Genomic DNA, 21,413 nt, shown 5'->3' with positions numbered 1-21,413 from the left:
ATTTTATCTTATTACGTCATCTACTTAGCGACTCACTTTATTCTTGGAATCACAGAATTAAGCTGAGTAAATGCGAAGTCAGCAATTCACCAAAAGTGAACGCAAATTGTGCATCAAATACGATTCCAAGTATATGCGGAATCAGCAAATGAAAAAAAATAAAAGTCTAATTATCAACAATAAAAGAGAAAAGATCTAACAAATCACTGGAGTAGATACTTTCGTTTGGAGTCAAATTTTAAATAGAAAGTACTACTCAGTTCAGACGTTAGTCATCAATAAAACGAGATAAAATCAAATGAAAGAAATAAATTTTATTACAACTGAAAATGGTGATGACATTATTATTTCACTATGTTCACAAGGTACAAACCCTTTAGATGTTTCATCGTTTATAATGATGAGAACTCCAAAATTTGAACCGTTATTAGAACCTCACGAAAGAGGAATATGTCTTTCATGGGAAGATGAAGATGATATTGTTGTTATTGCAGACAGAATTAGTATTAATCGAAATGAAATTCATATAAAAACACGAAATAAAACCGAGAACCATAAATTCAATATAAAACAAATTTCAGACGAAGATTATAAATCACTATTAAAGCAATTAGAAATAATAAACTTTGATAAATCCGCAATAATAATAAAAGACTAACAAATCACTGGAGTAGATACTTTCGTTTGGAGTCAAAATTTAAATAGAAAGTACTACTCAGTTCAGACGTTCTGTTGAAATATGATACGAATTATAGACATTTTTAAAGGAATACTTTTCTCTTCTCTAAGCTTACTATGCCAGTCAATTGGAATTCCTTTATTAATTGGCTTTTTAAGTATTCCTCTTAAATTCATAGAAATTGAATTACAGGGTAACCATTTGGTTATAATTAGTTTTATAACCTTTCTAGCAATAAATTCTATAAGTATTTATTACTACTTTAAAACTGGCTACAAGCCAAAAATAAAAGTAGAAGGTTTAAGAAGGAGTATGACTCCATTATACACCATTTTAAATCCACATGAGTTCATACTATTTATCCTTTTTTTAATACCAAGAAGTATCGAACTAATAATTTTTGGACAAAGAATCAAAAGAAAAAACAGAACCAACGGATCGAACTGATGACTTTGCTACGCAAAGTTCATCATCTCGATCCTCAATCTTACACAGCTCATCCTCAGCGTTATACATTAATAAAATGAACTCACATATATACCAACATAAAATATCCACTTACGATATTGGTCGTAAAGATCTAAAGAAAACTATTACAATATTGGTTCTCATATTAGGCCTTTTTAATTTCTCATTTTGGGAAACTAAAAATACTCACCCAGGATTTTTCTACCCATTTAATTTAGTATCAATGGTTTTTGCTATTTATAATATTTATAAAAATGTGATCCCTAAGATGAAAGGTGATGCAGAGTTTTCATTCACCATTTATCCTGATAAAATATCATGTGTAAGTCCATCTAGATCTACTAAAGAGTCATTTATAATTCCATTATTGGACATCAAATATATTCTTGACATATACATCCCTCCCACAGGCGGCCAAATTAACGATAATAATTTCTATTATATAGTAACCGATAATAAAAAGTTTGAAATAACCCAAAAATATGACAACCCTGCTTATGAAATATGTAAGAAAATAAACAATATCAACCCCAATATTGAGATAAAAAAACAAGTATAACAAACGGATCGATCTGATACTTTCGTTGTGAGTCACAATTTAGATAGAAAGTACAAATCATCCTGGACGTTAGATTAATAAAGGAGAAAAATGAAACAACATTTTATACTTATATTCTTTGTTTTTTCATCAGCAATTGCTAATGAAAAACCCCATGTGAAAGTTGAAGTACTCGATATACTCAAGTCAAATGTTTTAAGTGAACTTACAAAAAAGCACCCTCAACTCAAATCAATGTATACAACATTTCACGAAACAGATTTAGATTTAATCTGTTATCTTGAAGAGAAGAATGGGGCTATATACTCTCCTCTAACAAAAGTCTCTTTACATAGTGGATTTGTTATTAACAAATCCGTAGATAGCAATCACTTTTATATTGAACTTACAGCTGCTCCAGGCAAAAGAAAAGAATATAAAAATAAATTTGGTGACACGTGTATTTTAACAGTTAAATATAAAAGAAAAAATAAAAAAGGTATTCTCATAATTCCTGTATGGGTAGATATAAACCGATCTAACCTTAAAGAGCTATCAATAAACTCATGGCACATAATTGAAGATGAATTATGGCATGTTGAAAAAGAAATAGAAAAAATCTAACCATGAGCTGCAGAGGAATTTCTTCGCTTCGCTCGAAATCCCTAATCTCGGTCGTTATGTAGGAAAATAAAAAATGTCATTAGATAATCATTACTTAGGCGACAGTTCATTCGAGGCATATTCAAAATGTTTCACTAAAGAATGGGATAATTACAACCATAAAGAAGATCTGTTAAAACTGGTTAATAATAACATTGATATTGCCAGACCAATAGCTTACCATTTCAGAGATTCATATAAAAAATGGATGGAAAGTCAAGCTCCTGTTTTAGATATGCAAACACCTCTTGAATGCATGAAAACTGAAAATGGCATCAAAAAATTAAAAACAAGTCTACAACGATTCCCCGGATAAATAAAAAACAATACATAACCATGAGCTGCAGAGGAATTTCTTCGCTTCGCTCGAAATCCCTAATCTCGGTCGTTAGAGTAGAATTAATAAAAAGAGAATTGATGGGAATTCGCATCATAAAAAGCACCCCACTCTATTCTTGGAATCACAGAATTAAGCTGAGTATATGCGAAGTCAGCAATGCAGCAGAAGTAAACGCAAACTTTGCATCAAATACGATTCCAAGTATATGCGAAATCAGCAAATAATTGAATCAAATTTTAGATAAAAATAGTCTTATTATCAACAATAAAATGAAGAACTCTAACCATTAGATGCACCTGATACTCTCGTACCTCGAGCACAGGTGATCTAGGACGTTAGTTTGTAATAAAATTAAAAACAAATTGTAGAAATGAGAGTCCAAATAAATCGCAGATGCACGAAGTTAGAATTATCTGAATTAAGAGAATTTTAGAACAAAATCAGATCTGAATTATTTATCTCAAATGATAGAATTTTATAAATATAGAAATCAGAAATAAAAGACTAAAACTAACAAACGGATCGATCTGATACTTTCGTTGTGAGTCCCAATTTAGATAGAAAGTACAAATCATCCTGGACGTTAGATCAGAATAAATTTAAAATATATTTTATCTTATTACGTCATCTACTTAGCAACTCACTTTATTCTTGGAATCACAGAATTAAGCTGAGTAAATGCGAAGTCAGCAATTCACCAAAAGTGAACGCAAATTGTGCATCAAATACGATTCCAAGTATATGCGGAATCAGCAATAAAAAAGAAAAATTAGTCTTATTATCAACAGTAAAAAAGAAAAGATCTAACAAGAAACTGGAGTTGATACTTTCGTTGTGAGTCACAATTTAGATAGAAAGTACGAACTCAGTTTAGACGTTAGGTAATCAATATAAAACACTCATATGAATAAAATATTAATACTACTTTTAACTATTTCTGCATCATTGCATGCTAATGATGAGTTCATAGATTTTCAAAATTTGAAATATAATCTAATGATTCCATATGCATCACTAAAACTTAATCATTTTGAAATTGTTTATCGCAAAGGTAACGGTACTGGCGAAGTGATTTATCGAACAAAAAATATAAATGAATTAGTAGCTTATATAAAAAAACATAAAAAAATAAATCACCTCCATATTGGTAAACTTGAATCTATAAATCAAGACTATTTTTCTAGACGCTGTGAAACAATTAAGAATGAACTTAAAGGAATCGCAAGAATCACGTATTATACAGAAAACAAAGAAACACCACCTCCACCACCTCCTCCTCCTCCAAAGCAATAAATAACAATACCTAACAAGAAACTGGAGTTGATACTTTCGTTGTGAGTCACAATTTAGATAGAAAGTACGAACTCAGTTTAGACGTTATACAATAAAAAAAATGAATAAACTACCCGCATATATTCCCATCATAATGGCAGATCATATAAGATTAAAAGGTGATCTGTCGATGTTAAAGGGAAATGGAATAAACATAGTATCCATATTTGATGACTGTATGGGAATTAAGTATTCAGAATTAGATTGTCATGATTATCAAAACACAGAACTTCTAGAACTAGTTTTAGAACTCAATAATAAAGGTGTTTTCTTTTCAGAAGATTATAAGCAAACTTGTTCTCCTGCAGAGTTCATGAAAGAGCTACAAGAAAAAGAAATTTTAAAAGGATCATTTACCAGTATTTGTTGGATGAATGGCGAATGGAAACTAAAGAAACACCATACTTACCTAAAGTATAAAAATTTAAAAAAGACTGGAACTGACATTCATAAAATGAGTGCAATAGCTACAGAAGATGGTTTAGATCTAGTAGAAAGGTTTGATATGTTTAAAATTGTTTTTGAATTGAATGCCAATGAAGTTAAATCTGAGCTTAATAAAAATTAAAACCAAGTATAACCAACGGATCGAACTGATACCTAAGCTTGGCACTCAAAATGCGGAGCATTTTTCACGCCAATCTGGTACAGCTCATCCTCGACGTTAGTGCATAATAAAATATGAAATTCACAGCAGATAAAACCCTCTTCCTCAAAGCTAATATAAAGTCAGCGCTTTTTGGTTCTTTTAGCTATATATTCTATTTCTATTTCATAACAGTTAATAACCCATCCATTGACAATATTGATATAGCATTTATGTGTTTCATCTTATCGGGACCAATATTTCTTATACTAGATTTAAACAGAAAACATAAATCTGTTATTTTACCCACAGTTTTGATTAATGATGATTTTATTTCCAAAGGTAAATTTCATACGATAAACATTAATGATATCAACATATTTGATTCTACTATCAATGATAGAGTCCCGTTGTTTCTGTAAATTGGTGTTGACCAATTTTAGTTAAACAGATAGATAAACTCTTTTTGTAGCTATCCAGGTTTCATCTAATTCCATAAGAATAGCGGATGCTAATCTAAGAAGTGAAGCTTCATTTGGGAATATAGATACGGTTCTAGTTCGCCTGAGAATTTCTCGATTCTGTCTTTCAACCATATTGGTCGTTCTCAGTTTTGTCCAACAAGAACGCTCGAGATCGAATACAGAAAAGCCTTCAGGAAGTGCAGATTCCATCCATTCAGATAAATGTGAAGCCTTTTCTTCATACTTTAAGCAAGTAAGCTTTAAAAGCCTTTCAGCCTCAAGCTTTGAAGGTGCATTAAAGATATCTCTAATATCTTGAGCTACTTCTGAGCGCATAGCTTTCTTAGGGACATAAGCACCAGCATTTTGCTGTAAGTGAAATTGACATCTCTGCCATGGGATAGAACCAAATACAGTCTTTAACGCTGCTTTTAGGCCCGAATGACTATCACTGGTAATCATCTTGAGGCCATGGAGTCCTCGAGCATTCAATGACAGAAAAAAGTTCCTCCAATGAACTTCCGCTTCACTTAAAGAAACACTTGTTCCGAGGACTGAACGTTTTCCTGATTCATCTATTCCATAGGCAATAAGTAAAGCACATCTCGAACAGTCTTATCTACTCTAACCTTCTCGTATCTCGCATCCACCAAAAGATAAGAATATTTACCTAAAGGACGGTTGCGCCACTTTTCTAAACTCTCATCTAGCTCAGTTACCACACGGGATACCTGTGATTTACTTACAGATAGACCACACATTTTCTCTAAAAGTTTAGTCACCTTTCTAGTCGATGTCCCCTGAATATAACTCTCTGCCATAGCTGTCATTAAAGCTCGTTCACTTCGCAAGCCTTTCTCCAAAGAACTTGGATAAAAATCAATTTCACCTCTGACTTGAGGGATATTAAGCTTCATTGCTCCAAGTCGAGTGTTTACAGTTTTATTTTTATAGCCATTAGCATAACCCAAGCGACTTTCATTACGTTCATATGGATCAGCTTCAAGAGAATTACTTCTCTCCACTTTCATCGCTTCATTTAATAAAACTCTCATCGCTTCAAGCATTCCGCTTTCGCCGTTTTCTGTAACTTGTTGGATCATTTCTAATAAGACGCTACTGTTTTCTTGTGTAGAGTGGTGCATAATAATTCCTTGTGGGTTGTTTTGGTACAACACCACTCTGCATCTTCTTTACCCCGAGTTACAAACAACTTCCTCAATTTCGCTCCGACGAGAAAGTTCCCATTCTCGCGAAGTCTCGGAAGCTATTCATAACTCTTAAAGTAGAGCAATAGCAGAATTTACAGAAAATTTGGGACACTACCCTATCAATCATAAATCAATTGTTCTAATTCATAAACAAGATACTTGGAAAAACAAAGTGTGTATCGATCCCAAAATTTATAAAGAAAACATATCTGAACTAATAAAAAAACGAATAGAAGATAAGCACTAACCAAGGATCGGAGTTGAGATTCTCGTTCCTCGAATCCAACTCAATCCAGACGTTCTACATGAATAAAAAATTGAACAGAAATAAGATCATATTAATCAGTGTTCTGATTATTACATTATGGACATTTAGACCCTATTCTAAACCGAATATGGAAAAAGTTCATCCCAGTTTATCTTCATTAGAAACTCCATATAAAGACATACAATTTTCATATTGGCAAGATGGAGGAAGTGTTGGTATTTCAATTACAGACTCGAAAGACAAAACTGCACATGCTTGCATTCCAAGACCTATGGGAGAAGAAGATGAATATAAAGACAAAATATATTTGGGAAGTTCTCATTATTCTGATGATAATTCATATGAACTAGAAGGTTATTCAGATACAAAAATATTTTTAACCAACTTATTAAGAAATGCAACAAAACAAAATAGATTCATAGATATAGAATGTGTTAAATCATCTAGAAGATTAAGAGATTGGTTTACTCTTCTGTGGAGAAGATTTACCAAAGATGATTCATATCAATATAATGAAAATTTTTAACAGAAATAAAGTGTAGAACCATTAGATGCACCTGATACTCTCGTACCTCGAGCACAGGTGATCTAGGACGTTAGGTAAAAATAAAAAATGACAATACCTCAAGCCACTAGAGAATTTGAAACTGAAATAGAACCTTTTGAAGTTTTAAAAGAAAAGATCATATCTTTGGGATTAACAATCAAAGTTACAGCAATAACTACTAAAGAAACCTTAGAGAACCAAGAAAAATCACAGTCTTATGATGGTACTATTTCATATAAAAACATTCAAATGCATTTTCAGCATTTAGAAAATGCATTCTATCATGAGGGAGTAAAAACGTCTGTATTCGTTGTCCATGATTATAACAGTAATGATCTATATGTAGATAACGAAATTACTGAACAACTTTCTAAAATAATGACAATTGCTCCAATCGTAGATTTAGAGAATTATACAATATCGTTAAAAGATAAATTATTTTTTATCATATCTGGAATTTTAATATTCTTAATTATTGGTTTTAGTTTATATGGATTATATAAATTTTTTGAATAGAAATTACCTAACCAAGGATCGGAGTTGAGATTCTCGTACCTCGAATCCAACTCAATCCAGACGTTAGTATATAATAAATTTAGATGATAGAAACGAGAATCCCAGAATCGCGGATGCACGAATTTAGAATTATCTGAACCTATGATTTTAGAGCTAAATTGAATCAGAAATAATGATCTGATAATGATCAGAATTTTGAAATAAAAAACAAGAAATAGAAAAAATACTAACAAGAAACTGGAGTTGATACTTTCGTTGTGAGTCACAATTTAGATAGAAAGTACGAACTCAGTTTAGACGTTAGGATATAAAAGAAAAATGACAACTATACAAATTTTCCAATCAGCATTTGGTGCTCTTGGTATCCTAGCATATGTAATATGGGGGAGAAAATTCATCATTCTGAAGCAGGCCAAAAGATTCAACGAAATGTATAAAATAACATCACTGACTATTAAAAAATCTGGTCTAATTGAACAAAATATGCATTTTGATTATATCGCCTTTGATGACAATTATTGTTACACAAACTTTCCAGTTTTTCCATTCTTTATCTATAAATTAGAAATTATAGAAAGAGATGATAAAAATTTAACCCTCACATATAAAGGCGGGACATATAAATTACGGATAATGAGTAAAGAAAATATCCTAACCAACGGATCGAACTGATGACTTTGCTACGCAAAGTTCATCATCTCGATCCTCAATCTTACACAGCTCATCCTCAGCGTTAGTATAGAATAAATTTTAATGGTAGAAACGATTATCCAATAAATCGCGGATGCATGAATTTAGAATTATCTGAACCAAGAATTTGTTAGAACAAATTGAATCTGAAGTTTTAAATAAAAAACAAGAAATAGAAAAAAAATACTAACCAGAAACTGGAGTTGATACTTTCGTTGTGAATCAAATTTTAGATAGAAAGTACGAACTCAGTTTAGACGTTATAGTATTAAAATGGAATGAAAAATGGCCACAATCGTACGAAGTAAACAAACTGATAAAACGTATATCCTTTTAGGGACTGGTTTTGGTTCTTATCAATCAGCAAAACCTCATTGGTTCTTTGGTAATTCAATTCCAGAAACAGATGAAGGTCAAAACACAATGATTTGTGTCTGTGATAATGATGGAAATATTGGGTGGTTAGACTCAGCAGAAGCAATTGTTATCAGTGTTGATGGACAAAAACTAAATGAGATAAACCCTAAACTATAACCATTAGATCCACCTGATACTCTCGTACCTCGAGTACAGGTGATCTAGGTCGTTAGTATATAATAAAATTAGATGATAGAAACGAGAATCCCAGAATCGCGGATGCACGAATTTAGAATTATCTGAACCTATAATTTTAAAGCTAAATTGAATCAGAAATAATGATCTGATAATGATCAGAATTTTTAAATAAAAAACAAGAAAAAGACAAAATACTAACAAGAAACTGGAGTTGATACTTTCGTTATGAATCAAATTTTAGATAGAAAGTACAACTCAGTTTAGACGTTAGTATATAATAAATTTAGATGATAGAAACGAGAATCCCAGAATCGCGGATGCACGAATTTAGAATTATCTGAACCTATAATTTTAGAGCTAAATTGAATCAGAAATGCTGATCTGATAATGATCAGAATTTTTAAATAAAAAACAAGAAAAAGAAAAAATACTAACAAACGGATCGATCTGATACTTTCGTTGTGAGTCACAATTTAGATAGAAAGTACAAATCATCCTGGACGTTCTGTCGAATATAAAAATGAATAAAAAACTCATTCAATTAATCTACCTAATCTCAATACTTTTTTTGGTGCCGTATTTAATTAAGGGTTTTTCAAAACCAATGTTTGATCATTCCAATTTAATTATGGAAGTCCTGCTAACAGGAGGATTTGTTGGGATAGCAGTCATTATATTATCATTCATAAATTGGATTATATATTTCATCCTTAAAAAAGAATTACTCATTCATATTCATTCAATATTTATTTTGTTATATGGTTATCTACAAACACTTCATATATGGTCACGACCTCCACCAGATAAAATTGATTTCAGAACATATGAAACATGGACTACAACAACAAGAGTAAGTGCAGTTCTAATTATAAATCTAATTTTATTCATCATTATGAAATCAAAAAAGAAACAGACAGAACCAACGGATCGAACTGATGACTTTGCTACGCAAAGTTCATCATCTCGATCCACATAATTACACAGCTCATCCTCAGCGTTAGACAAAATATAATTATGAATCATACCAAAATCTTAAAATCACTTGTTGTTTTAGAGTTTATTCTTATAATCCTAGGTCTAATCGTGGGATTCTATTTGGAAAATTCATTACCAAAAGAACTTAAGAATTGGCTAGACTCGCAAACCGCATTACCAATGACGACAAAAGATGAATTTTCACTCTATTGGGGTCTTTCATTCATCATTACTTATTTAATCAGTATGATTGGACTATATTTACTTAAACCATGGAGCAAACGCTTATATATAATTTCGACTGTAGGTTTATTTTGCATATACCCGATTTTAGGCCCAACAGTTGAACATGCTGCATCTACTTTAATTAACGAAATGGCATCAATTTGTTCTGGTTGTATTTTTGCTTTAATATTATTTACTCCTGTTCTATCTAAAATGAAAAAGTCTAACCAAGGATCGGAGTGAATACTCTCGTTCCTCGAGTATCACTCAATCCAGACGTTATGTAATAAAATGAAATTAGTAATACCATCAATATTAATATGCTTAATAGCAGCTTATTTTTTAGTTTTGTACCCAAAGAAAAAAGAATTCACAAAATATAAACATGAAGTAAATAAGATTCATTTTACAGTTCAAAGCATTGACCTTGAAGGCTTTGAAAACCTAACCAAAGACACAGATGAAGTATCTAGTCGAGAACAAGAATCTTTAGTTCAAATTTTGAACTTACTAAAAAGAGATATAAACCTACAAAATATCATATCATTATACACAGAGAACATTCCCGAATTTTCATATTTCGATTTCGATAAAAACTCTAATCAATCTTTAGTTATTTCTTTGAAAAAGATTATGGATCAAATGTCAATAAATAATACCATATATAAAATGGAAAAAGACAATTTAATTTGTTTTAAATTACAAAAAGATGTGATCTTAATTTATAAAATAGATGATCATACAATCATAGAAAAACAGTATTATAAGAAATCATACATAACAAACGGATCGAAGGAAGATCTTCGCTAAGGCTCGATCTCCCTCATCCTCAGCGTTAGATCAAAATAAAATAAGGAGGAAAGAAATATGAGTATATGGAATTACATATTAGACAATGAGTTTTCACAAAGAATTGATATTGAGCACATTCGAAATAACATGGCATATAGCTATGAGCTAGAAAAAATAGACATCAGAAGTCGTAAAGGTGTTAAACATGATAGAAAACAAGATGCTCAATTAGAAGTCATAGAAGAGAAATTAAATGATCTTATTATCTTTCAAAAAGCGTTCATGAAATATATGGATGAAGATAAGTCATTTAATAAAGAAAAGTTTATAAACATCTTATCGGATTTAACGGAAACTGAATAAGATCTAACCAAGGATCGGAGTGAATACTCTCGTTCCTCGAGTATCACTCAATCCAGACGTTCGATTGGAAATAAAAAATGAAAACAAAACACGTATATTTCACAATATTCACACATACACTTATTATCATGACAATAGTGTTCAGTAGTTGCAAAGAACAACAAACTGTAAAAACGCCTGAGAAACAAAAGGAAGCGGTCGACAACCTTAAAGAAGTTGGCGTAAGTATGAAAATGTATTTTAATGACCAGACAACAAGTGACGTACTTTTACCAAAGGAAGCAACTGACATTTCAAAACTAGACCGGAAAAATCTAGATATGTATTTAAATCAAAAAGTTTCTTTTTCAGGAACAATAGAAAGATGGAAGTTGGGAAATGCCATTTCAAATTCTACTTCAACTATTTGGATCGAAGGAGAAATAAATTTTGAAGATATAAAAGTAACTGGAACACTTATTAAAAAATATGATTTACCAGTATTTATCATGGAAAAAGACATGAAGGCAGTACCTGCAGGTATACCAGTAGAACCTGGGACAGATTTAAAAGAAGCCAGTAAACGCTATATAATAATAATTGAATAGAAAAATCGAACCAAGGATCGGAGTTGAGATTCTCGTTCCTCGAATCCAACTCAATCCAGACGTTCTGTTGAATAATAAATGAAAGCAATCAAATACATTCCATTAATCATTTTTTTAATCGGTACTTATTGGGCATCAAGGTTGTCAATCATTGATTCAACTCTTACAGGAGAAATACCCCCATCCATAATTATAATAAACTTATTTACCATATTGGGATATTTAATATGGTTTTCATGGTTAATCATTTTTCTAAATAATAAGTCTCAAAAACTAAATATAATTTTATGGAGTTTCACTCTAGTCTATCATATTGTTTATATAGTGGTCCTATTTCCATTTAGTTTATTATTTTTTTATTTATGGCCAGTAGTCATAGCAGTTATTTCTTTATTTATGCTGTTTTATGAATCTGGAAAATTAATTATCAACAAAACTAATACAAACAAAGCAAATTCACTCAACATTTAAAAACAGAACCAACGGATCGAACTGATGGTTTCGCTACGCGAAACTCATCACTCCGATCCGTACTAAGATCACAGCTCATCCTCAGCGTTAGATTGTAATAAGAAATGAATTATCCACCAGAATTAACATCATTACTAAAGTCCTGTAAATGGCCCCGATATGATTTCACATTAGAAGGAGTTACTACAAAACTAAAACTTTTAAAAATGTTCCCCGAAGAATGCGGAAATTTAATTTTAAATCCAGCTCCATTTGTCACAATGAAAGAGGAAGCAAAAATTCTAGACAACATAAAAAATGAAGATTGGGTAAAACTGTTTTTAAATGTAGACAACCCTAATGAATCTATCATTATTGGTTGGTTTGGTTATGGTGCAGATACTGCATTAATTGTTGACTGTTCTAATGATGACTATGAAGTAAAAAAATATGTATTTAACAGATATTGGAAAAGTTTAGGAACATATTCTGAGTTTCATAATTTATTGAAACTAGATAAAGTTAAATTTAAAAAATTTGAATAACAAATGATTGAATTTGTAAAAGAAAAACAAAATGAAAAAATAGAAATTTATAAAGTTATGAATTTTGGAAAAGCACTTAATTACAAGCTATTTTTTCAAAAATTAAAATCAGATATAAATTTCAGAACTATTTTCATTGAAGTCTTACAAAAATCTAATTTCAGATCATATAGATTTGAAACACCAGTAGTTAATTCATCATCTAATGATAAGCCTTTTGAATTTGTTTTAGTCAATTCTCCTGAGCTCAGTAACTCTCAGGACGAATTACCATTTCATGAACATATGAACATGAATAAAGAAAAAGTCATTTCTTTCCTAAATTTGAGCAAGACCTCTCAACTAATCATACCTAACAAAGTTTCGAGTCAAGATATTCATTCACATATCGCAAACTTTGTTAGAAAAGGACCCCTTAATCAAATTCATGAATTATTTAAAATAGTTGGTAATACTGTACTAAACTCAATAGGCTCTTCAAACATATGGATAAGTACTGCAGGAGGAGGAGTTGATTGGTTACATATAAGAATAGATAAAAGTCCAAAGTATTATAGATACAAGAAATATAAACAAATCTAACGAATAAGATTAGATTTCGCTGATATTAAATGGAACCCAAAGTAGCCGGAATCTTAATCAATGGTTGGACGAGCCCCATGCTCGGACCCCCCCCTATGTATTTAGCTTTTTAGCCTGAGGGAGATGAAGGGGTCAATTTTGCCCCAAAAAAGGCAATGGATACGCCTGTTTGACTAGATGGACTCACTACTTTTGTGAAGGTCGAGTCTTTTCCTAGGATTAATCGCAATCGAAAGATTTTTTGAAGGGCATTTATACTGAAATTCCTCAAATTTGGGCATAGGGGATCTATGACCCAAAGTTTTGTACTGAAAAAATTAATGAATAAACTTAGGAGATTGAAACTATAGGCGGCGAGCGTGCCCCTACTGACACTAAAGATTCTTGCTTGAGACGTCCTTCACTAATGACTCGGCCAATGGGCAGCATAATGCCCTGACAAAGACTGCAGCGTAGCGCAGGTAATTTTGGCGGAGGATCATTGGGAATTTTGACTTCCAGTAAGTTCTGCATAAGAAAGAGTTTTTTCTTGGCTGCAGGAGCGAGAAAACCGTATTCCCGCACGCGATGGAAGCCCCTTGGCAAGACGTGCTGAGCGAGGCGCTGTAAAAACTCCACGGGTCCAAAATCTTTGGAGTCCATCCGCTTGGTCTGCGAATCCTTATACCGCAGTCGAACTTTATCCTCTTTTTCGGACAAGGATTGCTCTGAAACTACACCTCGCATGAGGTAGCGACTAAGGTATTCGAGGGCATGAAGCCCTTGGCCTACACTTCGGCAATCCACATTCCACTTTTTTGCATAAAGCGAGGATTGGAAGCCAATTTTGTGCTCAGTTAAGGCTGCGAGAAATTTACCACGATACAATGCGCCTAAAGCTTTATTGTTGACGAGATAATTTTTCTTGATCACTCGTAAGAGCTTTTCCTGACTATTGAGTACGAGCCCGGGAACGATGTAGTGAATATGAGGATGATAGCACAAGTCTCGCCCATGGGTATGCAGAACGCCAATCATGCCACATTCACCACCAAGACGATCTTTACACATTTCTTTGAGAGCTTGACTTGAGGCCATGAACAAGGCATCAAACATCTCTTTTCGTCGCCATCTTGGAATGGCACGCAAAGAGCTCGACAGAGTAAAGGTCACCATGAAGTAAGGACATGGCAAGAGACGCTGTTTTTGTCGATGAAGCCACTGGCTCGCCCGATGGTTTTGGCAACGGCTGCAGAAGCGGTTTCCGCAAGATCGGCAGTGATAATGAACATGTCCACAACTCGTGCAGGCATAGTAAGATCCACCTGCACTCTGCTGACGGCAATTCATCATAGCCTTAAAAGCGCGTCTCTGATCCTGATCAAGTGTCGAACTCAGCTCGTCCCAATATCTTTCGCTGAGCTCGACTAAATCCATCATCGCAGAGCTCCTAGGCGCTGCATCAATTTGTTGATCATGCCATCGGAGTCCTGTATCACGGGTTTTGATAAATGAGAGTAAATCGCCGTGGTTGCCGGAGAACTATGACCGAGGATTTCTTGAATTACTCGCAAGTTCACTCCCGCTTCCACCAAATGTGTTGCATAGGAATGACGCAGGGAATGCACCGACACCTGTTTGGCGAGGCCACTATCAGCCAAAGCCGCTTTAAAGGCCGACTGCACCCCGCCCTTATCCATGTGCAAAGTCGTTTTGGAATTGCTACGACTTTTCCCGGCATAACGCGGAAATAGCAGTAGCGGATTGCGGTGCATCACCCAGTAATCCCTTAGCATCTGGTAAGTCACTTGGGGCAAGGGAACGAGACGGTCTTTGTAGCCCTTGGAATTGCGCACATGTAAACGCATGCGATCCTTGCAAATGTCGCCTGTTTGAATTCTCACACCCTCGCTGATGCGTAGACCCATGGAATAAATTGCTGTGAGACAAGTTCGATAGCGAGCTTTTTCCAAATGAGACAAAATCAGTAAAGTTTCATCTTGGCTGAGGATATCGGGTAAGGATTTTACTCGGGGGATACGAACAATTTCGAGCCATTTCCACTCGCGCTTGAGCACGTATTGATAAAAAAAACTTAGGGCACAGCGATCCATCTTCACCGTGCTCCAGGAATAAGTATCCACCAATTCAGAAAAGTAGAGCTTGAGCTCCTCTTCTTTAAGTTGATCAAGAGGCGAAGCAATCAAATCATTGACGCGACGCAAAGCTCGCAAGTAGTTGTCCACTGTACTCTTTGCCTTAGCTTGGAGCTTAAGCTCCAATTGCATCGCTCTATAATATTTTTGGAATGAATCATTCATCATTTTTCTCCGTTTAATTAAGCCAGAACACAAAACTGTGTCCTTGATAAGCTACAGAGAAAAACTACCGTAAAAGAAGACCAAACTACAAATTAAAAGGCACCGAGGAAAGTTTTGACAAGAGGAGAAAATGACTTACACAAGCACAGCCTGCCGCAGGGCGGCTTCGTTCAACAAACGGATCGATCTGATACTTTCGTTGTGAGTCACAATTTAGATAGAAAGTACAAATCATCCTAGACGTTAGATAAATAAATAGAAAACAATGAGCATAGTAGAATTATTATTAGACACCGCAAAAAGTGACACAGACTTATTGATCAGTAATGATGAAAAAGGTGACAACTTTGACATACCTAGAATGGTTGATTTTACCCTTGTAACAAATGATAAGCAAAAAGCTGAAACTGCGAGAGACTTCATTTATGATAACAGATATGGTGAAACCACTATTCAAGAAGTAGACCAACAATATCGAGTCAATATCCATATCTTAATGCCAATAAATCAAAACATACTATGTTCAGTTTCAGGATTGGTTGCATGCATAGGAAAAATTTTTGGACTAGAGTATGACGGTTGGGGATCTGAATTACAAAATAAAAAAGAAAATATCTAACAAATCACTGGAGTAGATACTTTCGTTTTGGGTCAAATTTTAAATAGAAAGTACTACTCAGTTCAGACGTTAGGCATTAATAAAATGAAATATACAGATATAATTGGAACCAATCTTAAATCAGATTTTTTAGTCGATTTATTCGAAACATACGATGTAGAAGTCATCTATATGTACGACAGAAATCATGAAGATATGGAAGATGAATATAGGTGTTCAATAGAAGAAATGGGTTTAGAATTCATTTTTGATAATAATCAGAATTTAAAAACTCTATTTCTAAATATTGTCAATCACTCTGGTTATAATCCTTTTGAAGGAGAGGACCCAAGGAACTCAAATTTCACTTCCATAAACGAAGTAATTGAATATGCTAAAAATAATTCTCTGAAATATAAATTTAGAGAAGCAGGAACCGAATTTATATTTGGCAAAATTCCTGAATGGGCAAAAGTGTTTTATGGTAATTATTCAGTACATTATAAATTTGAAAACAAAACTCTATTTGGAGTAACAATTCAGATAGAGTCCCGTTGTTTCTGTAAATTGGTGTTGACCAATTTTAGTTAAACAGATAGATAAACTCTTTTTGTAGCTATCCAGGTTTCATCTAATTCCATAAGAATAGCGGATGCTAATCTAAGAAGTGAAGCTTCATTTGGGAATATAGATACGGTTCTAGTTCGCCTGAGAATTTCTCGATTCTGTCTTTCAACCATATTGGTCGTTCTCAGTTTTGTCCAACAAGAACGCTCGAGATCGAATACAGAAAAGCCTTCAGGAAGTGCAGATTCCATCCATTCAGATAAATGTGAAGCCTTTTCTTCATACTTTAAGCAAGTAAGCTTTAAAAGCCTTTCAGCCTCAAGCTTTGAAGGTGCATTAAAGATATCTCTAATATCTTGAGCTACTTCTGAGCGCATAGCTTTCTTAGGGACATAAGCACCAGCATTTTGCTGTAAGTGAAATTGACATCTCTGCCATGGGATAGAACCAAATACAGTCTTTAACGCTGCTTTTAGGCCCGAATGACTATCACTGGTAATCATCTTGAGGCCATGGAGTCCTCGAGCATTCAATGACAGAAAAAAGTTCCTCCAATGAACTTCCGCTTCACTTAAAGAAACACTTGTTCCGAGGACTGAACGTTTTCCTGATTCATCTATTCCATAGGCAATAAGTAAAGCACAATCTCGAACAGTCTTATCTACTCTAACCTTCTCGTATCTCGCATCCACCAAAAGATAAGAATATTTACCTAAAGGACGGTTGCGCCACTTTTCTAAACTCTCATCTAGCTCAGTTACCACACGGGATACCTGTGATTTACTTACAGATAGACCACACATTTTCTCTAAAAGTTTAGTCACCTTTCTAGTCGATGTCCCCTGAATATAACTCTCTGCCATAGCTGTCATTAAAGCTCGTTCACTTCGCAAGCCTTTCTCCAAAGAACTTGGATAAAAATCAATTTCACCTCTGACTTGAGGGATATTAAGCTTCATTGCTCCAAGTCGAGTGTTTACAGTTTTATTTTTATAGCCATTAGCATAACCCAAGCGACTTTCATTACGTTCATATGGATCAGCTTCAAGAGAATTACTTCTCTCCACTTTCATCGCTTCATTTAATAAAACTCTCATCGCTTCAAGCATTCCGCTTTCGCCGTTTTCTGTAACTTGTTGGATCATTTCTAATAAGACGCTACTGTTTTCTTGTGTAGAGTGGTGCATAATAATTCCTTGTGGGTTGTTTTGGTACAACACCACTCTGCATCTTCTTTACCCCGAGTTACAAACAACTTCCTCAATTTCGCTCCGACGAGAAAGTTCCCATTCTCGCGAAGTCTCGGAAGCTATTCATAACTCTTAAAGTAGAGCAATAGCAGAATTTACAGAAAATTTGGGACACTACCAAGATTGGATTCACCAATCACAGATTGAACCCGATTATGAATTTATTATTGGATATCAAGTTCCACCATATTTAGGTGGAAAAGACGAATTACACAATTTAGAAAAAATTGATATGGAAGTTTATTGGGAATTATAACACGCAATATGCATAACCATTAGATCCACCTGATACTCTCGTACCTCGAGCACAGGTGATCTAGGGCGTTCTGCAAAAACATTGCTAAAATACGAAACATGCATTACCTTAAAGTAAGAAATTCAAACAAAGGTAAGAATTATGGCATTAGCTACAATCACTACAAAGGGACAAGTGACAATCCCGAAAGATATCAGAGACTACCTACACCTTCATCAAGGTGACAAAATTGAAATTGTTGCAAACGATAAAGGTGAAGCAATCATTAGACCTATCTCAAAAAAAGTGGATGACTTATACGGAATTTTGAAAAGACCAAAACAAAAAGCTGTATCTGTAGAAGAAATGAACCAAGTAATTAAAAATAGGTTTAAAAACAAGTTTTAATGATCGCTGTTGATACAAACATACTTGTTCGATTTCTAGTTGGTGATGATCAAAAGCAATCAGAACAAGTATATAAAATATTTAAAGATACAGAATCTAAGAATGATGAAATACATGTACCTATTTTAGTTATAATTGAACTATTGTGGGTTCTAGATTCTGTATATGAGATAGAACGAAAAGATATAATAAACTCTTTAGATCAACTAATCCTCATGCCCATTTTAAACTTTGAGCATTTATCTGCAATACAAGAATTTGTTGTTGATTCAAAAAATAATAATTATGATTTATCGGATTTATTGATCGCTCATACAGCACAAAATAACAAATGTAGTTTCATTATCACATTTGATAAAAAAGCATCTAAACACGAGCTATTTAAACTTCTGAAATAAAAAGCAGAACAAGAAACTGGAGTTGATACTTTCGTTGTGAATCACAAATTAAATAGAAAGTACGAACTCAGTTTAGACGTTAGTCCAGAATAAAAAATGAAAATGAATCCAACTCTTTATATAGGCTATTTCTTTTTAATATCAGCAATAATTCTTGTATTAATCGTGGTGATTAGTTCAGCAAAAGGAATTATTTACCATGATATAAATTTCAATGGATTCATCTCTTCTATTGAAACCTATATTTGTATCATATTTTCTATTGCATTCATATTTCTAAGTTTTGGATTTCATAAAAAAGAAAAATTAGAAAGACAAGAAATAATGGAACAAATTAAAAAAGAAGAAATGGAACTGAAAAAGGACTAACCAAGGATCGGAGTGAATACTCTCGTACCTCGAGTATCACTCAATCCAGACGTTATGAAATAAAAAAATAATAGATATAAAAATGATAAAAACATCCGCATTAATTATTACTACATTCTTACCTAAATCGTACGATTTTATTTCCCAAAGGTCGTGATACGCGTGTATAGACTATTTTAGGCATTACAAAAGGGATGATTTTTCTCCTTGAAGTCCATCTCGTTTATCAATTTGACTCCATTGCTCCAGAGATCAGTTTATGGAGTTTTTCGATCTTCAGATTGTGATTTCTGTGTATTTCATCCATTATTTGGGCGTGAGGATCCTGGCGCTTATTGAAAAGCACCCGTTTTTAAAATGTATATTCAGCAACTAAAGAACAGGAAGAACCCAAGGCGTAAGTGATTTCTCCCATATTTGATCAAATTTCAACTCCCTCATTTTCCATGGGGTAATTTTGAGTGTCAATGAGCGTCCTTTATTAATGATTTTTCCTGCTAAATCAAAAAGTTTACGACGTACCGTAGTGGGGTAGCAGTTCCAAGAAAAACCCGCAATGTTGCGTTTGAAAATCTGAAAGAGATTGAAGGATACAATACCCATTGAGTACCAAAGGGAGTTAGCGTGAAAGTCGAGACATGGCATCCTCTCACTTGCGAAATATTTAGCTGCACGGTGAGTGAGTTCATCAGCTCCGCGGGAATGATCATAATCAATTATTTCTTGATCGGAGCAAGATTTTACGTCAAGATTTGTAAGGATAATACGACTTTCTAAACCTAATAAAGCTTCGCCATTCTCTTCTGTAGGCCGTAAAAACAAAGCTCGATACGCCATCTCTTTGGGCCAAGATTTACGACGTTCTTGAAAAGTAAGGTAATGCCAAGTACAAGCTTTTTTACGATAGACGCCATCGAAGTTTTCGAGTTTTGTATTGGCATGAATTTTGTGATCTGAATAGCGTTTCCCTGCACAAATAAAGTTGATTTTAAGCGCGTCGCAAGCAGCAAAAATCTTTTGATCGTAATAACCACCATCCATTCGAACGATGACCTGAATGTCTTCTCCAAGATTTTCACGAATCATTGGTACGATTTCTTGTAACATCTCAATAGCAACCCCATCGTGATTTGTTGAGCAATGACCCGATTGGAAATAAGTATCGATATACATGCCGTCCCATATGAGGTTGATTGGGTGATAGCCTTCTTTTTTCTTGTAGGTACATTTTACTCCCGCGCGGCATTTAGCGCCGTCGTTATCGTAGACACTGGAGTCTAGAAAGAGAATGACTTTATTCGGATTTTTAGCTTTGAGCGCACTAAGAAAAACCCTGCGGATTAAAGGACGAATCATCTCAACATCTACTGTATAAGCTTTGTGAAGGATTCTTTTTAATGCAGCCGTACCTAGAGCAACTTCACAGCCTAAAAGTTTTTGCCAAGCTTCGTTTTCCTTCAGCGTATCAAAGGTGTTTAAACTACTTTCACGACCGTCCGCAAAAAAGAGTACAAGCTGTAAAAAAGCTTCTTCAAGCTCTATGCCTTTCTTGCTTTTTCTTAGATCTTTAAATACCTGTGCGAGCTCATCACAAATACCTGTGCCATTAATGAAATTAACAAAAGGTGCTAATCCTGCTTGAGAACTTAAGCAGTTTGTGGTGATTCCAATTTTTTTGATTTTTCTTCGACATTCTTTCTTGGATTTTCTAGTTTTTTTGATTTTCTTGGGCATCGTAAGTACGTGGTTTTTGGGTTGAGGTTTTTTGGTCGAAGCTAATTTAACCCAAACTCCACTTTTCACCCACCCAGTGAAGCTTTTATACACAATTCGTACTTCTTAGGTCTTATGTAGTTGCGTCAGTAAACAAGATTTTGAAAATGAAAATCACAAAATCAATAACGAATTACAA

The 21,413-nt window shown here is 33.8% G+C and carries 26 protein-coding genes and 1 pseudogene; 22 read left to right on the top strand and 5 right to left on the bottom strand.

Features of this window, described 5'->3' with window-relative positions:
• Window positions 1-298: 298 nt before the first annotated feature.
• The 6 genes from LNTAR_RS21865 (at window position 299) to LNTAR_RS21835 (ending at window position 4,588) form a co-directional block, all read left to right on the top strand.
• Window positions 299-658 carry a hypothetical protein gene (locus LNTAR_RS21865; protein ID WP_007280950.1) on the top strand — a complete coding sequence of 120 codons (360 nt, stop codon included), beginning with the start codon at window positions 299-301 and terminating at the stop codon, window positions 656-658.
• A 421-nt stretch (window positions 659-1,079) separates the two neighbouring features.
• A complete protein-coding gene (locus LNTAR_RS21855; RefSeq protein WP_157473784.1) occupies window positions 1,080-1,706 on the top strand; it encodes a hypothetical protein in 627 nt (208 codons plus the stop codon).
• Between the two features lie 90 nt (window positions 1,707-1,796).
• On the top strand, window positions 1,797-2,309 hold the full coding sequence (locus LNTAR_RS21850) for a hypothetical protein (RefSeq protein ID WP_007280949.1): 513 nt from the start codon (window positions 1,797-1,799) through the stop codon (window positions 2,307-2,309).
• 73 nt (window positions 2,310-2,382) lie between these two features.
• Window positions 2,383-2,664, top strand: a complete 282-nt coding sequence (locus LNTAR_RS21845) for an antitoxin Xre/MbcA/ParS toxin-binding domain-containing protein (RefSeq protein ID WP_007280948.1) — start codon at window positions 2,383-2,385, stop codon at window positions 2,662-2,664.
• Window positions 2,665-3,591: 927 nt separating this feature from the next.
• A complete protein-coding gene (locus tag LNTAR_RS21840) occupies window positions 3,592-3,981 on the top strand; it encodes a hypothetical protein (RefSeq protein WP_007280947.1) in 390 nt (129 codons plus the stop codon).
• A 100-nt stretch (window positions 3,982-4,081) separates the two neighbouring features.
• Window positions 4,082-4,588 (top strand): hypothetical protein, encoded by a 507-nt coding sequence (locus LNTAR_RS21835; protein WP_162026446.1) that lies wholly within the window; start codon window positions 4,082-4,084, stop codon window positions 4,586-4,588.
• Between the two features lie 461 nt (window positions 4,589-5,049).
• Here LNTAR_RS21835 and LNTAR_RS21825 read toward each other — a convergent pair.
• Window positions 5,050-6,215: pseudogene (locus tag LNTAR_RS21825) on the bottom strand (IS256 family transposase).
• 371 nt (window positions 6,216-6,586) lie between these two features.
• Between LNTAR_RS21825 and LNTAR_RS21820 the strand changes: the two are divergent.
• The 10 genes from LNTAR_RS21820 to LNTAR_RS21770 all read left to right on the top strand — a co-directional run bounded on the left by LNTAR_RS21820 (window position 6,587) and on the right by LNTAR_RS21770 (window position 13,376).
• Entirely contained in the window at window positions 6,587-7,075 is a 489-nt protein-coding gene (locus LNTAR_RS21820) for a hypothetical protein (RefSeq protein WP_007280942.1), read from the top strand.
• Between the two features lie 87 nt (window positions 7,076-7,162).
• Window positions 7,163-7,612 carry a hypothetical protein gene (locus LNTAR_RS21815; protein WP_007280941.1) on the top strand — a complete coding sequence of 150 codons (450 nt, stop codon included), beginning with the start codon at window positions 7,163-7,165 and terminating at the stop codon, window positions 7,610-7,612.
• 318 nt (window positions 7,613-7,930) lie between these two features.
• Window positions 7,931-8,284 carry a hypothetical protein gene (locus tag LNTAR_RS21810; protein WP_007280940.1) on the top strand — a complete coding sequence of 118 codons (354 nt, stop codon included), beginning with the start codon at window positions 7,931-7,933 and terminating at the stop codon, window positions 8,282-8,284.
• A gap of 303 nt (window positions 8,285-8,587) precedes the next feature.
• Entirely contained in the window at window positions 8,588-8,836 is a 249-nt protein-coding gene (locus LNTAR_RS21805; protein ID WP_007280939.1) for a hypothetical protein, read from the top strand.
• Window positions 8,837-9,871: 1,035 nt separating this feature from the next.
• Window positions 9,872-10,300: a hypothetical protein gene (locus LNTAR_RS21795; protein WP_007280937.1), complete on the top strand. Its 429-nt coding sequence runs from the start codon at window positions 9,872-9,874 to the stop codon at window positions 10,298-10,300.
• A 48-nt stretch (window positions 10,301-10,348) separates the two neighbouring features.
• Window positions 10,349-10,867, top strand: a complete 519-nt coding sequence (locus LNTAR_RS21790) for a hypothetical protein (protein ID WP_040915576.1) — start codon at window positions 10,349-10,351, stop codon at window positions 10,865-10,867.
• A 57-nt stretch (window positions 10,868-10,924) separates the two neighbouring features.
• Entirely contained in the window at window positions 10,925-11,212 is a 288-nt protein-coding gene (locus tag LNTAR_RS21785) for a hypothetical protein (protein WP_007280935.1), read from the top strand.
• Between the two features lie 77 nt (window positions 11,213-11,289).
• On the top strand, window positions 11,290-11,799 hold the full coding sequence (locus tag LNTAR_RS21780) for a hypothetical protein (RefSeq protein WP_007280934.1): 510 nt from the start codon (window positions 11,290-11,292) through the stop codon (window positions 11,797-11,799).
• Window positions 11,800-12,374: 575 nt separating this feature from the next.
• Window positions 12,375-12,794: a hypothetical protein gene (locus tag LNTAR_RS21775; protein ID WP_157473780.1), complete on the top strand. Its 420-nt coding sequence runs from the start codon at window positions 12,375-12,377 to the stop codon at window positions 12,792-12,794.
• 3 nt (window positions 12,795-12,797) lie between these two features.
• On the top strand, window positions 12,798-13,376 hold the full coding sequence (locus LNTAR_RS21770; RefSeq protein ID WP_007280932.1) for a DUF6940 family protein: 579 nt from the start codon (window positions 12,798-12,800) through the stop codon (window positions 13,374-13,376).
• A 330-nt stretch (window positions 13,377-13,706) separates the two neighbouring features.
• On the opposite strand, the gene LNTAR_RS21765 is transcribed toward LNTAR_RS21770, so the two are convergent.
• Both LNTAR_RS21765 and LNTAR_RS21760 read right to left on the bottom strand, forming a co-directional pair.
• Window positions 13,707-14,795, bottom strand: a complete 1,089-nt coding sequence (locus LNTAR_RS21765) for an IS91 family transposase (protein WP_007279325.1) — start codon at window positions 14,793-14,795, stop codon at window positions 13,707-13,709.
• Complete coding sequence (locus tag LNTAR_RS21760) at window positions 14,792-15,679, bottom strand: tyrosine-type recombinase/integrase (protein ID WP_040914789.1); 888 nt, start codon at window positions 15,677-15,679, stop codon at window positions 14,792-14,794. Before LNTAR_RS21760 ends, LNTAR_RS21765 begins: the two co-directional genes overlap by 4 nt.
• A 262-nt stretch (window positions 15,680-15,941) precedes the next feature.
• On the opposite strand from LNTAR_RS21760, the gene LNTAR_RS21755 reads away from it, so the two are divergent.
• Together LNTAR_RS21755 and LNTAR_RS21750 are read left to right on the top strand one after the other, a co-directional pair.
• Complete coding sequence (locus LNTAR_RS21755; RefSeq protein WP_007280931.1) at window positions 15,942-16,295, top strand: ribonuclease E inhibitor RraB; 354 nt, start codon at window positions 15,942-15,944, stop codon at window positions 16,293-16,295.
• Window positions 16,296-16,379: 84 nt separating this feature from the next.
• Window positions 16,380-16,865 (top strand): hypothetical protein, encoded by a 486-nt coding sequence (locus LNTAR_RS21750; RefSeq protein ID WP_007280930.1) that lies wholly within the window; start codon window positions 16,380-16,382, stop codon window positions 16,863-16,865.
• Here LNTAR_RS21750 and LNTAR_RS21745 read toward each other — a convergent pair.
• Window positions 16,862-18,028, bottom strand: a complete 1,167-nt coding sequence (locus LNTAR_RS21745; RefSeq protein ID WP_007277098.1) for an IS256 family transposase — start codon at window positions 18,026-18,028, stop codon at window positions 16,862-16,864. The two genes, LNTAR_RS21750 and LNTAR_RS21745, sit on opposite strands and share 4 nt — an antisense overlap.
• A 169-nt stretch (window positions 18,029-18,197) precedes the next feature.
• On the opposite strand from LNTAR_RS21745, the gene LNTAR_RS28480 reads away from it, so the two are divergent.
• The 4 genes from LNTAR_RS28480 (at window position 18,198) to LNTAR_RS21730 (ending at window position 19,501) form a co-directional block, all read left to right on the top strand.
• Window positions 18,198-18,347, top strand: coding sequence for a T6SS immunity protein Tdi1 domain-containing protein (locus LNTAR_RS28480; protein WP_007280929.1), 150 nt, complete (start codon window positions 18,198-18,200; stop codon window positions 18,345-18,347).
• Between the two features lie 141 nt (window positions 18,348-18,488).
• Window positions 18,489-18,734 carry an AbrB/MazE/SpoVT family DNA-binding domain-containing protein gene (locus LNTAR_RS21740; protein ID WP_007280928.1) on the top strand — a complete coding sequence of 82 codons (246 nt, stop codon included), beginning with the start codon at window positions 18,489-18,491 and terminating at the stop codon, window positions 18,732-18,734.
• Window positions 18,734-19,132 (top strand): PIN domain-containing protein, encoded by a 399-nt coding sequence (locus tag LNTAR_RS21735; protein ID WP_007280927.1) that lies wholly within the window; start codon window positions 18,734-18,736, stop codon window positions 19,130-19,132. Before LNTAR_RS21740 ends, LNTAR_RS21735 begins: the two co-directional genes overlap by 1 nt.
• Before the next feature lie 96 nt (window positions 19,133-19,228).
• The gene (locus LNTAR_RS21730; RefSeq protein ID WP_007280926.1) at window positions 19,229-19,501 is read left to right on the top strand and encodes a hypothetical protein; all 273 of its coding nucleotides are present in this window, start codon (window positions 19,229-19,231) and stop codon (window positions 19,499-19,501) included.
• 372 nt (window positions 19,502-19,873) lie between these two features.
• On the opposite strand, the gene LNTAR_RS21725 is transcribed toward LNTAR_RS21730, so the two are convergent.
• Window positions 19,874-21,328: an IS1380-like element ISLar2 family transposase gene (locus LNTAR_RS21725; RefSeq protein ID WP_007280925.1), complete on the bottom strand. Its 1,455-nt coding sequence runs from the start codon at window positions 21,326-21,328 to the stop codon at window positions 19,874-19,876.
• Window positions 21,329-21,413 lie beyond the last annotated feature (85 nt).

Origin of the sequence: Lentisphaera araneosa HTCC2155, assembly GCF_000170755.1 — a bacterium.
GTDB lineage: Bacteria > Verrucomicrobiota > Lentisphaeria > Lentisphaerales > Lentisphaeraceae > Lentisphaera > Lentisphaera araneosa.
The sequence above is the reverse complement of the archived record's forward strand: the minus strand, read 5'-3'. Positions and strand labels throughout refer to the sequence as shown.

What these genes read in the sequence shown, in the direction of transcription:
- LNTAR_RS21865 (WP_007280950.1), top strand. Translation starts at nt 299, where the DNA reads ATGAAAGAAATAAATTTTATTACAACTGAAAATGGTGATGACATTATT.
- LNTAR_RS21850 (WP_007280949.1), top strand. Translation starts at nt 1,797, where the DNA reads ATGAAACAACATTTTATACTTATATTCTTTGTTTTTTCATCAGCAATT.
- LNTAR_RS21845 (WP_007280948.1), top strand. Translation starts at nt 2,383, where the DNA reads ATGTCATTAGATAATCATTACTTAGGCGACAGTTCATTCGAGGCATAT.
- LNTAR_RS21840 (WP_007280947.1), top strand. Translation starts at nt 3,592, where the DNA reads ATGAATAAAATATTAATACTACTTTTAACTATTTCTGCATCATTGCAT.
- LNTAR_RS21835 (WP_162026446.1), top strand. Translation starts at nt 4,082, where the DNA reads ATGAATAAACTACCCGCATATATTCCCATCATAATGGCAGATCATATA.
- LNTAR_RS21820 (WP_007280942.1), top strand. Translation starts at nt 6,587, where the DNA reads ATGAATAAAAAATTGAACAGAAATAAGATCATATTAATCAGTGTTCTG.
- LNTAR_RS21815 (WP_007280941.1), top strand. Translation starts at nt 7,163, where the DNA reads ATGACAATACCTCAAGCCACTAGAGAATTTGAAACTGAAATAGAACCT.
- LNTAR_RS21810 (WP_007280940.1), top strand. Translation starts at nt 7,931, where the DNA reads ATGACAACTATACAAATTTTCCAATCAGCATTTGGTGCTCTTGGTATC.
- LNTAR_RS21805 (WP_007280939.1), top strand. Translation starts at nt 8,588, where the DNA reads ATGGCCACAATCGTACGAAGTAAACAAACTGATAAAACGTATATCCTT.
- LNTAR_RS21795 (WP_007280937.1), top strand. Translation starts at nt 9,872, where the DNA reads ATGAATCATACCAAAATCTTAAAATCACTTGTTGTTTTAGAGTTTATT.
- LNTAR_RS21790 (WP_040915576.1), top strand. Translation starts at nt 10,349, where the DNA reads ATGAAATTAGTAATACCATCAATATTAATATGCTTAATAGCAGCTTAT.
- LNTAR_RS21785 (WP_007280935.1), top strand. Translation starts at nt 10,925, where the DNA reads ATGAGTATATGGAATTACATATTAGACAATGAGTTTTCACAAAGAATT.
- LNTAR_RS21780 (WP_007280934.1), top strand. Translation starts at nt 11,290, where the DNA reads ATGAAAACAAAACACGTATATTTCACAATATTCACACATACACTTATT.
- LNTAR_RS21775 (WP_157473780.1), top strand. Translation starts at nt 12,375, where the DNA reads ATGAATTATCCACCAGAATTAACATCATTACTAAAGTCCTGTAAATGG.
- LNTAR_RS21770 (WP_007280932.1), top strand. Translation starts at nt 12,798, where the DNA reads ATGATTGAATTTGTAAAAGAAAAACAAAATGAAAAAATAGAAATTTAT.
- LNTAR_RS21765 (WP_007279325.1), bottom strand. Translation starts at nt 14,795, where the DNA reads ATGATGGATTTAGTCGAGCTCAGCGAAAGATATTGGGACGAGCTGAGT.
- LNTAR_RS21760 (WP_040914789.1), bottom strand. Translation starts at nt 15,679, where the DNA reads ATGATGAATGATTCATTCCAAAAATATTATAGAGCGATGCAATTGGAG.
- LNTAR_RS21755 (WP_007280931.1), top strand. Translation starts at nt 15,942, where the DNA reads ATGAGCATAGTAGAATTATTATTAGACACCGCAAAAAGTGACACAGAC.
- LNTAR_RS21750 (WP_007280930.1), top strand. Translation starts at nt 16,380, where the DNA reads ATGAAATATACAGATATAATTGGAACCAATCTTAAATCAGATTTTTTA.
- LNTAR_RS21745 (WP_007277098.1), bottom strand. Translation starts at nt 18,028, where the DNA reads ATGCACCACTCTACACAAGAAAACAGTAGCGTCTTATTAGAAATGATC.
- LNTAR_RS21740 (WP_007280928.1), top strand. Translation starts at nt 18,489, where the DNA reads ATGGCATTAGCTACAATCACTACAAAGGGACAAGTGACAATCCCGAAA.
- LNTAR_RS21735 (WP_007280927.1), top strand. Translation starts at nt 18,734, where the DNA reads ATGATCGCTGTTGATACAAACATACTTGTTCGATTTCTAGTTGGTGAT.
- LNTAR_RS21730 (WP_007280926.1), top strand. Translation starts at nt 19,229, where the DNA reads ATGAAAATGAATCCAACTCTTTATATAGGCTATTTCTTTTTAATATCA.